The sequence below is a fragment of the Gardnerella sp. KA00127 genome, assembly GCF_049244125.1.
GTDB lineage: Bacteria > Actinomycetota > Actinomycetes > Actinomycetales > Bifidobacteriaceae > Bifidobacterium > Bifidobacterium swidsinskii.
The window spans coordinates 429,036-444,441 of record NZ_CP058377.1; the positions used below are offsets into that span (position 1 = coordinate 429,036).

Below are 15,406 nucleotides of genomic sequence, written 5' to 3' on the forward strand. Positions count from 1 at the left end.
ATGGGCGCTTCTCCTATGACACCGCAAGGCCCAATGGGCGGTCCTGGGCGTGGAAATAACGGGAATAATCCGTTTTTAAATCCACGCAACCCTAGGAATCAGCGAAACAACGGTCAACAGGGCAAGAATAATAAAAATAACGAGAACAACCATAACAATCGTCGTTCCTTCTGGCAGTCGCCATGGACGTGGATTGTGCTTCTTGTGTTGCTTTCAGTTGTCGGATTCCAAATGTTTGTTCATAACGGATCGCAAACTATCGATACTCAGGATGGTATTGAGTTAGTGCGATCTCATAAAGCAAGTTATGTGGAAATTATTGACAATAAACAGTTAGTTAAGCTTACGCTTGATAGTCCGTTTAAGAAGTTCGATAAACGAAGTAAGCAAAAGCGTGACTTTGGCAAGGATGTGCAATTCTACTACGCGTATGCACAAGGTAGGTCAATTGTACAAGAAGTCGAAAAGGCGAAGCCTTCTAACGGCTGGACTGCTAGCTTACAGTCATCTAGCATTATTTCGTATTTGATTACTTCGCTTGCTCCGATATTGTTCTTCCTTGGCATGATTTGGTTCATGTTTAGCAGAATAGGCGGTGCCGGTGGAAGTATGCTTGGCATGGGTGGCGGACGTGGCCGTGGCAAGCTGCTTGAAGGTCAGACTCCTAAAACTAAGTTTGCTGACGTTGCTGGCGAACAAGCTGCTGTTGAAGAAGTTGAAGAGATTAAAGACTTCTTGAAGGATCCTTCGCGCTACAAGGCTTTGGGTGCTCGCATTCCGCGCGGTGTGCTGCTTTATGGTCCTCCAGGAACTGGTAAGACTTTGTTGGCTCGTGCTATTGCAGGCGAAGCTGGTGTGCCGTTCTATGCAATGGCTGGCTCTGACTTCGTGGAAATGTTCGTAGGCTTGGGCGCGTCTCGTGTTCGTGAACTTTTTGACGAAGCTAAGAAGAATGCTCCTGCCATCATCTTTATCGATGAGATTGATGCTGTTGGTCGTCGCCGCGGAAGTGGCATGACTGGCGGTCATGATGAGCGCGAGCAGACACTTAATCAGCTGCTTGTTGAGATGGACGGCTTCGACAACGACACTAATTTGATTATTATTGCCGCAACAAACCGTCCAGATGTGCTTGATTCCGCACTTCTTCGTCCTGGTCGTTTTGACCGTCAGGTGGCTGTTGAGGCTCCTGATTTGGAAGGTCGCGAGGCAATTTTGAAGGTTCACGCTAAGGGTAAGCCTTTTGTGCCGGATGTTGATCTTCATATGGTTGCTGTGCGCACTCCTGGTTTTACTGGTGCAGACTTAGCTAACGTGCTTAACGAAGCTGCGTTGCTTTGCGCTCGCTCTGGTGCTCAATATATCGATAATCGCGCTATTGATGAGGCAATTGATCGTGTTCAAGCAGGACCTCGACGTAAGTCTAAGGGTATGGCTTTGGATGAATTGCGTAACACTGCTTACCATGAGGGTGGTCATGCGCTTGTTGCTGCTGCGTTGCACCACACGGATCCTGTTACTAAAGTAACGATTTTGCCGCGAGGTCACGCACTTGGCTACACTGCTGTGATGCCAACAAGCGACCGTTACTCGCAGTCTCGCAACGAATTGCTGGATCAAATGGCATATGCTATGGGCGGACGCACAGCAGAGGAAGTTGTGTTCCATGATCCAACAACTGGTGCTTCTAACGACATTGAGAAAGCTACTGCTATTGCTCGTAAGATGGTTGTTGAATATGGTTTCTCAGCGAAGCTTGGAGCTGTTAAGTGGATGGATACTGACGAAGATTCTTCCGGTTCACTCGATTCTTTGCAACCTCGTAAGTTCTCGAATCGTACTGCTGAAGTAATCGATGAAGAAGTTCATAAGCTTATCGAAACTGCTCATACTGAAGCGTGGGAGATTATTAACAATAATCGTGACGTATTAGATGAGCTGGTTCGTCAGTTGCTCGCTAAGGAAACTCTTAACGAGAAGGAACTTAAGGAAATCTTCAGTAAGATTCGTAAGGCTCCTGAGCGTACTCTTTGGCTTTCGGACGATAGAAGACCAGATTCTGATCTTCCTCCTGTTGAAATTCCAGAAAGTTTAAAGCGCAACGTTGAAGGTAAGAATGAGCAGAGTGAAGCTTCTGAACTTTCTGAATCTTCCAATAACGCAACTTCACAAAACCAGCAGTCTGATCAGATGTCTGTTGATACGTCTATTCAGACTACTGCACCTGCTCCTCGAACTGTTATTGGAACTGTTAAGCCACCAGTTAATCCGTCTACTAATCAAAATGACGGCACTCAATTTGGTGCTTAATAGTGTAAATACAGTGCTAAAAAGCAGATAAAATACAATCATTAATAAACGCTGATAACAATATAATTTATTGCTGTCAGCGTTTATTTTTATTTTTCTAAGAATTTAATAATAAAAATTAGTGTTATATGCAAAAAATTACGCATGTTGATTTATATCGAGTACAATGTATCGAGATATTAATTTTGCGTATTATAGGTAAGAGTAAAAGATAAATAAACGAATAATTGGAATTTTAAATTGTTTTTATTAGAGAGTAGAAGATGAAATTATGAATACGACCATAAGTTTGAAGGGTATTCGCCCAAGCGGTGACTCAATAGTCATTGGATTATATTCTTCTATTTACATAGATGCTGTTTTAAAAGTTAATTTGAGTAATGCATTAGACGGAGATGAGACTAACGCAATAGATATTCCTCAAATTGCTGAGCGTCTTGCTTTTATGCTTAAACGTTGCGAAAAAGATAGCGAGATTGAGGAGCATCCTGCTATAGCTTTAGAACTTATTGCTAAATCTGTTTTAAATTCTGCTATGCACACTTGGCAAATTAGTGAGGCTGATATTACTGTTCATGCTGCTTTAAGAAGCGAATATTACGGCATGAAAAGCACTGTTGACGATGTTTGCGTTACTTTGAATAGTGTTTCTAGAGAAGAGTTAAATTATTCGGAACGGCATGTAGTTCCTGATTCTCTTGCGCATGTTGCTGTTCGTAGTGGAAGCGTATCAGTTGACGATCTTGAGGAAGGCGAAATAGCAGATTACTATCGTTCTCTTATTGAGGAAGATAGAAAAGAAAAGCAGCGCAAAGAAGACGAGGACGCTGCTGCAGCTGCTAAAGCTGCCGTTGATATCGCAAATTCTTTCGCGGATGATTATGAAAATAATGGAGATTCAGAGTGCTCTTGTGTCGATGAATCTAAAAGTGTCAATTATGGCAGTGAGCTTGTTAAAAGAGAAACTAAGTCTCCTTTGTTCCGTATATGTCCGACTCCGTTACAGACAACTGCAGTAATTTCTATGAAGGGTGTCGCGAAACAAGACACGCGTTCTGCTATGCTGAGAATAGTTGCAATGCTTGAGCAGGATAGAGAATCTCGCGTAGATGGCGTATCGGCACTATATGTTGCCAATATGCTTGAAGGTGATTATTACGCGGCTGTATTTATTCTGTCTTCGGGCGGTGACGAGTATGAACTGCTTCGCTTGCTTCGCGCTGTTGCTACTTTGTATAAAGATAAGGTGACTGTGCGAGTGTTGGGTACGCGTTCATATGGTGCTTCTGCTGCTGATACAAGAACTGTTGATGCAGAAAAATTGCCGCAACAACTAGCGGAAATGGTGATGGTTGACCCTAAGTCGCCTGAACTTATGCCGTGGCTGCAGATAGAGTCGGATGCTGCTTTGGATGACAACTCAGTTTCGTACTCATTAGCGTTTGCTTTTGATGCTCAAACTGTTGGGGTATACTCAGAGCAATGGCTTATAGGGGATGGTTGTTAATGAAAGCGTATCGCACACCTTGGTGGTATCTGGTACTAGGGTTACTGTTTGGCTTTGTGCTGGGCGCATTTCTAGTGTCGTCAACAGAGTCTAGTGCTATGTCGTTAGCAGGAGCTCCGTGGGTTGTTGTTGCAATTATGGTGATTGCTGGCTTAATAACTTTTGTTATGGCGTTGCAAACTCATCAAAGTGTTGCTAACAAAGATAAAAATAAGAAGCGTGTAAGTTCTCAATTTGCTGTTGCAGCTCTTATGCTGTCTAAGGCATTGGGAATGGCAGGTGCTATTTTGTCTGGCTGGTACGTTGGGCAGTTGTTAATGAGTCTGCCACACAGTGAAATAATTCTGTATAACTCTGTTGTGCGTGAATGCTCTATTGCTGGCTTGGTGTGCTTTATTGATATGGTCGTTGGGATTTTGGGCGAGTGGCTCTGCCAGATTCCGCCTGAAGATGATTCTGAGTCTGTCAATAAGTCAAATCGTACGCCAGCAACGTGCTAGTATTTGCTAGCTATTAGTTTGCGTAGTTTTATGTAAGTTGCATCTTGCTTGAATTAAGTAGGTAAAAGTATTAAACGCTTTTTACGCAAGTTGCAACAAACGCTGGAATTTCAACGTTTGTAAGGATGGTATATTACTTTGGCTGAATTTATCTATCAGATGATTAAGGCGCGTAAATCGTACGGAGATCGTGTAATTCTCGACGATGTTACTTTAAGCTTCCTTCCGGGCGCAAAAATTGGTGTTGTGGGTCCGAACGGCATGGGTAAGTCGACGCTGCTGAAAATTATGGCCGGTTTGGAAAATGTGACCAACGGTGAAGCTTCTTTGACTCCTGGCTATACGGTAGGTATTTTGCAGCAGGAACCACCTCTTGATGACACTAAGACGGTTGGCGAAAACATTAAGATGGCTTTTGGTGAGATTGCGCAAAAAGTGGCGCGTTTTAACCAAATCGGCGAAGAAATGGCTAATCCAGACGCTGATTTTGATGCGTTAATGGAAGAAATGGGTAAGCTTCAGACTGAAATTGACGCTGCAAACGGTTGGGATTTGGATTCGCAGCTTGAGCAGGCTATGGATGCTTTGCAATGCCCAGATCCGGATTCGCCTGTTTCTGTGTGCTCTGGTGGTGAAAGGCGTCGAGTTGCATTGTGTAAGCTTCTTCTTGAAGCTCCAGATTTGCTGCTTTTGGATGAGCCTACTAACCATTTGGATGCGGAATCTATTTTGTGGCTTGAACAGTTCTTGCACAAGTACGAGGGTGCTGTTATTGCTGTTACGCACGACCGCTACTTTATGGATAACGTAGCAGAGTGGATTTGCGAAGTTGACCGTGGTCAGCTTTATCCATATAAGGGAAATTACTCAACGTATTTGGAAACTAAAGCAAAGCGTATGGAAATCCAGGGTGCCAAGGATGCCAAGCTTGCTAAGCGTTTGAAGAATGAGCTTGATTGGGTGCGTAGCTCGCCGAAAGCTCGCCAAGCTAAGAACAAGGCTCGTTTGGAACGCTACGACCAAATGGAGCAAGAGGCACGTAATTCCAAGAAGCTTGACTTCTCTGAAATTCAAATTCCAGCAGGTCCACGTTTGGGCTCGCAAGTTTTGGAAGCAAAGCATATTCACAAGGCTTTTGGCGACCGTGTACTTATCGACGACTTGTCGTTTACGCTGCCTCGTAATGGTATTGTTGGTGTGATTGGTCCAAACGGTGTTGGTAAGTCTACGCTGTTCAAGACGATTGTGGGCTTGGAGTCTCTTTCTGGCGGAGAGCTTATTGTTGGCGATACTGTGAAGATTTCTTACGTGGATCAGAATCGTGCAGGATTGGATCCTAATAAGAACTTGTGGGAAGCTGTTTCCGGCGGACTTGATTTTATTGAGGTTGCAGGCGTTGAGATTCCTACTCGCGCATATGTTGCAAGCTTTGGATTTAAAGGTTCGGATCAGCAGAAGCTTACTGGTGTGCTTTCCGGCGGTGAGCGTAACCGTTTGAACTTGGCTTTGACTCTTAAGCAGGGTGGAAACTTGCTTCTTCTCGATGAGCCTACTAACGATTTGGATGTTGAGACTTTGGAAAGCTTGGAAAACGCTTTACTTGATTTCCCAGGCTGCGCTGTTGTGGTTTCGCACGATCGCTGGTTCCTCGACCGAGTTGCAACGCATATTCTTGCTTGGGAAGGCGACGACGAGAATCCTGCAAAGTGGTACTGGTTCGAAGGTAACTTCCAAGCTTACGAAGAAAATAAGATTGCGCGCTTGGGTGAGGAAGCTGCTCGTCCGCATCGCTTGCACCGTAAGCTCACTCGCTAGTTGAGTTTTGTTTTCATTTCTTGGTGGAAACATTTGCTGGTGATTTTCCGGCGTTTGCGCGACGACCTGCTTTCGCGCTTGGAGCGTAGTGTACGAAAGTAACTCGGAGCGTGAGCTTGCATGGAAAGTTCAGTGGACTTTTTCCATGCAAGCTCAGAAGCGAGCGCTTATAGTGCGAGCGTCTCGGCGCTTTTTGACAACATTTGCCGTGATTGTGCCAGGCGTGTGCTAGGCTCGATTAGTTCACGTTTTGAAATTTAAGTTTTGAATACACATATTTTACGAAAGGCTATTGTGCCGCATACTCATCATGCTGCGTTCGCCCAAAAGCGAGGCGCGAAGAATACCAAGAACGTCAAAAATACTAGGAAATCAGCTGAAAAACGCAATCCTTTTGAATATCAGGGTAGTCATAAAAATTACGGTTCTAATCACGAGTTCAATTCGCGCAGGGAGCGAAATCGCAAAGCAGAAAAAGCTCGTCAAAAAGCGCGCGAAAAAGCCTTGCGCTATGAAGAAGTAGCTATTGCGGATGCTGAACAAGATTTTGCTAAAAATAATTTTGCTAAGCATAATATTGATAAAAATAATGTTGTTAAAAATGATATTGCAAAATCTCATAATACAAAACAAAATTCTGCAATATCTTTGCGTCCTACTTCAAAAAAGCAAAATCAAGATTCTCATAACGCAACAATTATTCCAGACTCTGCTATTGAATCTTGTGAAAATTACCGTGACGATGTCACTTTTGCGCAACTTGGAGTCCCAGAGCCCTTGGTAGAAGTGTTGCGTGCTGATGGGAAAACTACTGCATTCCCAATTCAGCAAGCAACGCTTCCTGATTCATTACAAGGTGCGAATATTCTAGGGCGAGGTCGCACAGGAAGTGGTAAAACATTAGCATTTTCTATTCCACTTGTTGCGCGTTTAGCTGAGAATTTTGTTGATTTAATTCATTCTGATAAAAATCGTAAGTCACGCGAGTCTAGTGAAATTCCTGCTCCTAGAGCAATAATTCTTGCTCCAACTCGCGAGCTTGTGCATCAAATTGATGACGTAATAGCGCCGCTTGCTGCAGCTTATGGCATGCGTACTGTGACAGTGTATGGAGGTGTGAGATACCAGCGTCAGGTATCGCAACTTAAGCAGGGTGCGCAGATTGTGCTTGCTTGCCCTGGACGTTTGGAAGATTTGCTGCGTCAAGGAGCACTTACGCTTGAAAAAGTAATGGTTAGCGTGCTTGATGAAGCAGATGAAATGGCGGATATGGGATTCCTTCCTGCTGTTACTAGACTTCTTGAGCAAGTTGCGCCAGATGGTCAACGCATGCTGTTTTCTGCAACGCTTGATAAGCAAGTTTCTACATTAGTTGAGCGTTTCCTTCCAAATGCTGTCGTCCATGCTGTGGATGATGCTGATTGCCAAGTTGACACTATGACGCATCATATTTTTGCTGTGTCTGCAGGGGATAAATACGAAGTTTTGCGAAAGCTTGCTTCCGGAAGGAAACGTTCTATATTCTTTACGCGCACAAAATATCAAGCGAAGAATATGGCGAAAAAATTTGTGCAGCAAGGTATTCCTGCAGTTGATTTGCAAGGTAATTTGTCGCAGAATCAGCGAGATCGTCATTTGGCTGTGTTTGCTGAAGGCTTGGTGCGCGTGCTGGTTGCTACGGACGTTGCTGCGCGAGGTATTGATATTAGCGACGTTGCATTAGTTGTGCAAACTGAGCCTCCTGAGGATCCTAAGTCTTTCTTGCATCGTTCGGGTCGCACTGCTCGAGCTGGTGAAGAAGGCGATGTCGTAACGCTTGTGCTTCCTAATCAGAAGCGCGCTGCTCATATGATGCTTCGTAAGGCTGGAATTCATGCGAAAGCTGAGGATGTGAGTCCTTCTTCATCAGTTCTAGATGAGATTGTTGGTGAAGCTGCCGAGCTTCAAGAAGGCTGGAGTATGCCGGAGCCGGAGCAGCAGAAGCGTAAAGGTCGCGGTCGTGGACGCGGTGGGCGCGGGCGCGTACGTGGGCAACGTGGTGAGCGCAGTGAACGTGGTGAACGTGGTGAACGCAGCGAACGTCGTTGGCACGGTAAACGTGGCGAACGTGGTAGTCGTGTTCATCGCTTCGGTCGTGAGTTTTAGAAACAAATGCTGTGTGTTTTACAGCATTTGTTTTCGTTTTCACTACTTTTGATAACATTCGCCAGTGATTTTCCGGCTTTTGTTTTCGCTTTAGTTTTCTTGTCTGTTGTGGTGCGAGGCTGTGATATTTTTCTCCTCGCGCTTTTTATTTACGTTATTCTTGTATTTTTGTCTATTTCGCCGAATGATTATGTGTTTTCGACAGAATTGCCCTATGTTTTATACATAACATCAACTGGTTTGGTGTTTTCGACAAAACAGCAGCAATACTACAAAAGTAAGTAGCAAGTTGGCAAGCAATAAGCAACTTAGTAATCAGTTAATCAGCCTGTTAAGCAAGTCAACAGTCGGTTGAACTAGTTAAGCCAATTAGCAAATACTTATTTAGATTGACCTTTACCAAATGCGCGCAGTTGAACGCCGTTCCAGTCAGTGCTTACGGTTAACGGAGTGGCTGCGTTCATGCCAGCTGTTTTTGCTGCAGATTGAACGGTACTAGAACTTGGGGAACCTTCGCGACCTGGTTTTGGAGTAAGAACCCACATAGGAGCGTCATTGTCAAGCATATTTGTGGCATCCATAATAGTGTCTGCGAGCTCATCTTCGTCGTCGCCGTCGCGCCACCAAATAATCACACCATCAACAGCAGCGTCATAATCCTCATCTACCAACTCTTCGCCGGTAAGTTTCTCGATGCTTTCGCAAATTGTTTCGTCAACATCGTCATCCCAGAGCCATTGTTGGACAATGTCTCCTGGTTGGAATCCGAATTCCTGTGCATGCTGAAAAGCTATCTGTTCCACGTGATTTAATATATCAAAGCGTCACGAAGTGCGCACATTTAACGGCGTGTATTCAGTAATTTATCGTTTATCAATTACGACACACCAGGACACGCCGCAAAAATCGCGATTGTGACATAAATCACTATATATAGGTGGTTATCTTTGCGTCTTGCCCTAGATATTGTGCATGAGTTGGGTTATAGTAGAGCGAGTTGTTAGAAATAGTTCCCATGTTTGCAACGAGAGATTTTGCTAGAAGGAACAGTGTTTGAGAAAGGTCTGTACCGATGCAGGTTTTGGAAGAAACTGCTGTCACAAGCGCAGAAAATTGTACGGATGATGTAGTTGAAATTCCAGTTTCTCGCGTGCAGGTCGAAAAGCGCGATGGTCGCGTAGTTGATTTTGATCCGCTGAATATCATTATGGCAATCAAGGCTGCTTTTAAGGATTTGGGCAAGGAAGTCGGTCCGCAAGAAGAGCAGTTGATTCGTAATATTTCTGATCATATTGAGGCTGAAATTCAAGATCGTTACAATGGCCCGGCGAAGATTGAAGATATTCAGACCTTGGTTGAGCATAGTCTTATTGAAAATCACCTTTATGAGGTTGCTCGTTGCTACACGAGCTACCGACTGAACCGAGATATAGACCGCGCTAAAGCTACTGATATTAACGAGGCTGTTAACCGTCTTGTAAATCGTGATGAGTCTCTTGTTCGTGAAAACGCAAATAAGGATTCTAATGTTTATGCAACTCAGCGTGATCTTCTTGCAGGTGCTGTTTCTAAAGCTTCTGCGTTCTCTATGCTTCCTCACGCAGTTTCTAACGCTCATATGAAGGGTGATATTCACTTCCATGACGCTGATTATTCGCCATTTACTTGCATGAGCAACTGCTCGCTTCCTGATTTTGGCGATATGCTTGCTAAGGGATTTGCTCTTGGTAATGCAATGATGGATAGTCCAAAGTCTATTGGTACTGCTGCAACTCAGGTTACGCAAATTATTAAGGATATTGCTGGCGCGCAATACGGTGGTCAGACTGTTAATCGCGCTGACGAAATGCTTGAGCCTTACGCTAAGTGCGATTACGACAAGAATCTTGCTATGGCACACGCAATGATTCCTGATTCCACGCCAATTCAAGTCGCAAAAGATATGATTGACGGCTTGAAGGCTCAGGAGCCTAAGAATCTCCACTGCTTGGACAGGGATCCACTGCCTGCTGATACTCCTTTTGATAAGAATTTGGGCGAGTTGGATCAGCTCCGTGAAGTTTACGCAAAGATTATGACGCGTAAGGCGATCTACGACGCTATGCAAACAATGGAATATCAAATCAATTCTAACCGCGTTTCTAACGGTCAGACTCCGTTCGTAACTGTTGGCTTTGGCTTGGGTACTTCTTGGTTTGCTCGTGAAATTCAGCGCGCTATTTTGCTTAACCGTATTCGTGGTCTCGGCAAAGATCGTCATACTGCAATCTTCCCTAAGCTTGTGTTTACTATTAAGCACGGTGTTAACGCGGACGCTGGCGACCCGAACTACGATTTGAAGCAGCTTGCGCTTGAGTGCTCTACAAAGCGCATGTACCCAGACGTTGTGTTCTACGAGAATATTGTTAAGATTACTGGCTCCTTCAAGGCTCCTATGGGTTGCCGTTCGTTCCTTCAGGGTTGGATTGATCCAAAGACCGGCAAGGACGTTGAAGATGGCCGTATGAATCTTGGCGTTGTAACTGTTAACATGCCACGTATTGCTCTTGAATCTCACGGCGATGTGACTCGCTTCTGGAAGCTTTTCGACGAGCGTATGGAAGTAGCTCACCAAGCTTTGCGATTCCGTATTATGCGTTGCAAGCAGGCAACTCCTGTAAATGCTCCAACGCTGTTCCGTTACGGTGCTTTTGGTCGTTTGGAAGCTAACGAAAGCGTGGATCAGTTGTTCCGTAATGAGCGCGCAACTGTTTCTCTTGGCTACATTGGTTTGTACGAAACTACGGCCGTGTTCTTCGGCAAGGATTGGATGCAAGATCACAGCTGGAATGAGGAAGGCAAGGAATTTGCGCTTTCTTTGGTTCGCCGCATGAATAAGCTTTGCCAGCAGTGGTCAAAGGCGGAAGGCTACCATTATTCCGTTTACTCAACTCCTGCTGAGTCTTTGACTGACCGCTTTAACCGCATGGATCGCCAGAAGTTCGGTCGCATTGAAGGCGTAACTGATCACGACTTCTACACTAATTCCTTCCATTACCCGGTTTGGTTGCAGCCAACTCCTATGGAGAAGCTTCGCTACGAGGTTGACTTCCCGTATCTTGCTTCCGGCGGTTTTATTAACTACTGCGAGTTCCCATGCTTGCAGGCAAATCCTAAGGCTTTGGAAGCTGTTTGGGATTACGCTTACAAGATTGGCATCGGCTACTTGGGTACGAATACGCCAATCGATCACTGCTTCGTTTGTGGATTCCAGGGTGATTTTGAGCCGACTAAAGAAGGCTTCCGTTGCCCGGAGTGCGGCAACAGCGACCCAGATAAGTGCAATGTGACTAAGCGTACTTGCGGTTACTTGGGCAATCCTGTTCAGCGTCCAATGGTTCACGGTCGTCACGAAGAAATCGCTCACCGCGTAAAGCACATGTCTGGCGAAACTGGCCATGTGACTCTTAACAACGGTGAGTCTCGTGAATGGTATGAGGAAACAAAATAAACTTAGCTAATTTACTATGTTGAAACTTAGTAAAATAAGTATGACTAGATAATTTAGCTAAATCAATAGCTTTTCTTGTGTTTGTTGTTTGGTGATAATCTGGCCGTTAGAAATGTATTGCATTTTGTGATTGCACTTTCTAACGGCTGGATTTATTTTATTTTCGCAAATTTGGTTGTTTATTTTTTAGTTGTTTATTCGGTTTGGAAGGGGGTTGGATATGGCTCGCATGAGTTTGCACGATTTTGCGCCTGCAGATGTGAATCGTGGACCGTGGATTCCTACCTCTCTTTCCAATAATCCTCGCGCAGGACAGTGGTCTAGTGAGCGCATGAGCCAGGGGATGATCGCCGATTATAAGCGTTTTTTGATGACAGACGGCGAAGGAATTCGTTGCTCGCTTTACGTTTCCGGCTGCCCGTTCCATTGCGTTGAGTGCTATAACGAGTCGATTTGGGATTTTCGCGCAGGTCATCCTTATACTCAAAAGCTTGAAGATCAAATCATGGAAGATTTAGCGCAGCCTTATGTGCAAGGTTTAACGCTTCTTGGCGGCGAGCCGTTGCTTAATACGGGCATTTTGCTGCCTCTTTGCAAGCGTATTAGGAAAGAGTTTGGCAATACAAAAGACATTTGGAGTTGGACTGGATACACTTGGGAAGAGCTTATGCGCCCAGGGGAGACGCCTGATAAGCTTGAGCTTTTGCGTTACATTGATATTCTTGTTGACGGCCGTTATATGAAAGATTTGCACGATTCGCTTTTGCAATTTCGTGGCTCTAGTAATCAACGAATTATCGATGTGCCAAAGTCTCTGGAAAATCCGCAAAATCCTCCTGTAATCTGGGAAAAGCTTCACGATCAGGAGCGTTTTATTCCGTCGATTTACGGAAAAGACCGCGCGCAAGGCGAAGGCGACGCTTCGTAATCCTATTGAATGCGCCACTCATACGATATATTTAACAATGTTTGTGGACGATTATAAGAATGCATACATATACACATGTTAAGCTAAATATAATTAACCTAGTAACATCTGTATTGCAAACTGTCAAAAGAATTATGCTAACTATGCTCATAAATACTGTAACTAAACGATATACAGTTGGGTATGTTTTTTCTTTGCATAAATATAAAAGATAGATTAGTAATATTAATAGGACGAATGCTTGAATGGTGAGACTAACAGTATTAATACAAGTGTTATCGTCTTTTAAGTCCTTCAATTGTTTAAAGAAATAAATAGCTGACGAAATATAACAAAGCAGCGTTATTGGCAGTAGAACTATGTGTTTGCTGTTCATATTGTTCCTCACATAATTGTTGATATTAATGTGGAAATTCTCACTGCAAGTCGACACGAATGCCTTTCTGCTGTGCTACAGCGCCAACTATCTTTGTGTTACTCATAAGTTTCTTCTTGGGTGTTGGCTTGAACTTGCAATGATAGTAAAAAAGACATGGATAATGCTACTGAGCAAGTAAGTATTCTATTAATAGCTTTTTTATATTCATGACAGTACCTCTTTATACATGCGAATATACACTTTTCATTATATAATTTTTTATAAGATGAAATCAATCGTTGTTTATAATTTGAATGTGTAGAAGCACTTTTTCGTATGTGATTTGTCTGTATACTACTATGTCAAAGATTCATCTATTTATGCATTTGGTAATGAAGTAACTCAATACGGAAATGCGCCATGCGCAATAATTCAAATATGTATTTGAAGAAGTGATATTATTAAACCTACACATGACGTTATGTAGGGGAAGGGATGCAATGGCAGAAAAGCCGAAGAACAATTCACGAAAAATTAGCAATAATTCTCCTCGCGCATTGCGTACGATTCTGTTATCTTTAAAAAAGTACCGTTTTCTTGGCGTTTTAACAGTTGTTACTATTCTCGTTGAAGCTGCTATGCAAATTGAGATTCCTACAGTAATGTCAAATCTTATTGATTTTGGCATTATGTCACGTTCTCAAGAAGCTGTGCAATATTATGGTTTGCAATTGCTTATTTTTGCTGCAATTGCAATGATTGCAGGCGTTATTTCTGGTATTTGTTGTGCGCATTCTAGTGCTGGTTTCGGTAAAAATTTACGTCACAACATGTTTTCACGCTTACAAAGTTTAAGTTTTTCTGATTTAGATAAGTTTTCTAGCGGCACTGTTGTTACGCGTATGACTAGCGATGTGTCAAATGTGCAATTTGCTTACCAAATGATTATTCGCTCTGGTGTTCGCAGCGTTATGATTATCATCACTGCTTGGTGGTTTACTTTTTCAATTAGCCCTGCTATCTCGTGGGTTTTTCTTTCATTCGTGCCTATTATTGGTGCAATTGGCGCTGTTGGAGCTAGTATAGTTGCTCCAGCATTTTCTCGAATTTATCGAATGATTGACGAGATGAATAATAGAGTTGGCGAGAATTTGCATAATATTCGCGTCGTAAAGTCTTATGTGCGTTCTGATTATGAAATAAGTCGTTTTACGCGTATTTCACATAAAATCTATGATTATTTTATTAAAGCTGAGTATGTGTTAAATTGTAGTATTCCTTTGTTTAACTTATGTTTTTATTCTGGCATGCTACTTATTGCGTGGTTGGCTTCGCACGAAATTGTGGCTTCGGGAAATAATCCTGCTTTTGGTTTAACAACAGGAAATCTTGCTGCATTAGTAGTGTATGCTTTGCAAATTTTGTTTGCTTTAGCGAATTTAGTTGCAGTTTTTGTAATGTCGTTAACAGCTCGAGCTTCGATGCATCGTATTTCACATGTTTTGCAATCTCGAAATACTGAAGTTGTTTCCAAGCATCCGCTGACAAAGCTTTCTGACGCTTCTGTGCGTTTTGAAAATGTTTCGTTACGCTATCCTCAATCAGATAATACAGATGAATCTGCCCCAGCAGAACAGGAAATTTTACATGATATAAATATATCTATTCCTTCTGGAGCAACTGTTGGTGTTGTTGGTGCAACGGGATCTGGAAAATCAAGTTTAGTGCAATTAATTGCAAGACTTTATGACGTAACTTCTGGCACTCTTTTTGTAGGTGGAAAAGATATTCGCGATTATGATTCTTCTAGTTTGCGTGGAGAAGTTGGCGTTGTTCTACAAAAAAATATTTTGTTTAGTGGCACAATTGCAGAAAATCTTCGCTGGGGTAGAGCGGAAGCAAGCGATGATGATTTGCGTCAAGCTTGCGAAATTGCTTGTGCTGATGAGTTTATTAAAGATTTACCAGATGGCTACAATACGCATATTGATCAGGGCGGTAAGAATGTTTCCGGTGGTCAGCGACAGCGTTTGTGCATTGCGCGCGCACTTTTGAGGAAGCCGAAAATTTTAATCCTTGACGACTCGATGAGTGCAGTTGATATGAAAACTGATAGTAAAATTCGCGATGGCTTGAAAAAGTTTATGCCTGATTCTACGCAAATTATCGTTGCTCAGCGCATATCTTCAATCGAACATGCAGATATTATTGTTGTTCTTAAAGATGGTCGTGTTGTTGCTAACGGTTCGCATGATGAATTATTTAAGTCTTGTGAATTTTACAGAAATATGGCGATTTCTCAAGAAAAAAGTAGCATAACTGGCGCAACTAAAGAAGAAGGAGCTAAATAACA

General features: G+C 43.1%; 9 protein-coding genes. 8 read left to right on the plus strand and 1 reads right to left on the minus strand.

Annotation, left to right across the window (positions count from 1 at the left end; all coding sequences use genetic code 11):
• The 5 genes from ftsH to HXT48_RS01580 all read left to right on the plus strand — a co-directional run bounded on the left by ftsH (window position 1) and on the right by HXT48_RS01580 (window position 8,277).
• The gene (ftsH, locus tag HXT48_RS01560; RefSeq protein ID WP_004108568.1) at window positions 1–2,310 is read left to right on the plus strand and encodes an ATP-dependent zinc metalloprotease FtsH; all 2,310 of its coding nucleotides are present in this window, start codon (window positions 1–3) and stop codon (window positions 2,308–2,310) included.
• A 271-nt stretch (window positions 2,311–2,581) separates the two neighbouring features.
• Window positions 2,582–3,817 carry a hypothetical protein gene (locus tag HXT48_RS01565; RefSeq protein ID WP_012914414.1) on the plus strand — a complete coding sequence of 412 codons (1,236 nt, stop codon included), beginning with the start codon at window positions 2,582–2,584 and terminating at the stop codon, window positions 3,815–3,817.
• A complete protein-coding gene (locus tag HXT48_RS01570; protein ID WP_033888467.1) occupies window positions 3,817–4,317 on the plus strand; it encodes a DUF3180 domain-containing protein in 501 nt (166 codons plus the stop codon). Before HXT48_RS01565 ends, HXT48_RS01570 begins: the two co-directional genes overlap by 1 nt.
• 138 nt (window positions 4,318–4,455) lie before the next feature.
• The gene (gene ettA, locus HXT48_RS01575) at window positions 4,456–6,132 is read left to right on the plus strand and encodes an energy-dependent translational throttle protein EttA (protein ID WP_012914413.1); all 1,677 of its coding nucleotides are present in this window, start codon (window positions 4,456–4,458) and stop codon (window positions 6,130–6,132) included.
• Between the two features lie 294 nt (window positions 6,133–6,426).
• A complete protein-coding gene (locus HXT48_RS01580) occupies window positions 6,427–8,277 on the plus strand; it encodes a DEAD/DEAH box helicase (protein WP_076003031.1) in 1,851 nt (616 codons plus the stop codon).
• 380 nt (window positions 8,278–8,657) lie between these two features.
• Here HXT48_RS01580 and HXT48_RS01585 read toward each other — a convergent pair whose 3' ends face one another.
• A complete protein-coding gene (locus tag HXT48_RS01585) occupies window positions 8,658–9,080 on the minus strand; it encodes a DUF3052 domain-containing protein (protein WP_012914411.1) in 423 nt (140 codons plus the stop codon).
• A 269-nt stretch (window positions 9,081–9,349) separates the two neighbouring features.
• Here HXT48_RS01585 and nrdD point away from each other — a divergent pair, with 269 nt between their 5' ends.
• From nrdD to HXT48_RS01600, 3 genes are all read left to right on the plus strand, one after another.
• Window positions 9,350–11,767: an anaerobic ribonucleoside-triphosphate reductase gene (nrdD, locus tag HXT48_RS01590; protein WP_004108547.1), complete on the plus strand. Its 2,418-nt coding sequence runs from the start codon at window positions 9,350–9,352 to the stop codon at window positions 11,765–11,767.
• A 220-nt stretch (window positions 11,768–11,987) separates the two neighbouring features.
• Window positions 11,988–12,695, plus strand: a complete 708-nt coding sequence (gene nrdG, locus HXT48_RS01595; protein WP_004108545.1) for an anaerobic ribonucleoside-triphosphate reductase activating protein — start codon at window positions 11,988–11,990, stop codon at window positions 12,693–12,695.
• Window positions 12,696–13,553: 858 nt separating this feature from the next.
• Complete coding sequence (locus HXT48_RS01600; RefSeq protein ID WP_004108543.1) at window positions 13,554–15,404, plus strand: ABC transporter ATP-binding protein; 1,851 nt, start codon at window positions 13,554–13,556, stop codon at window positions 15,402–15,404.
• Window positions 15,405–15,406 lie beyond the last annotated feature (2 nt).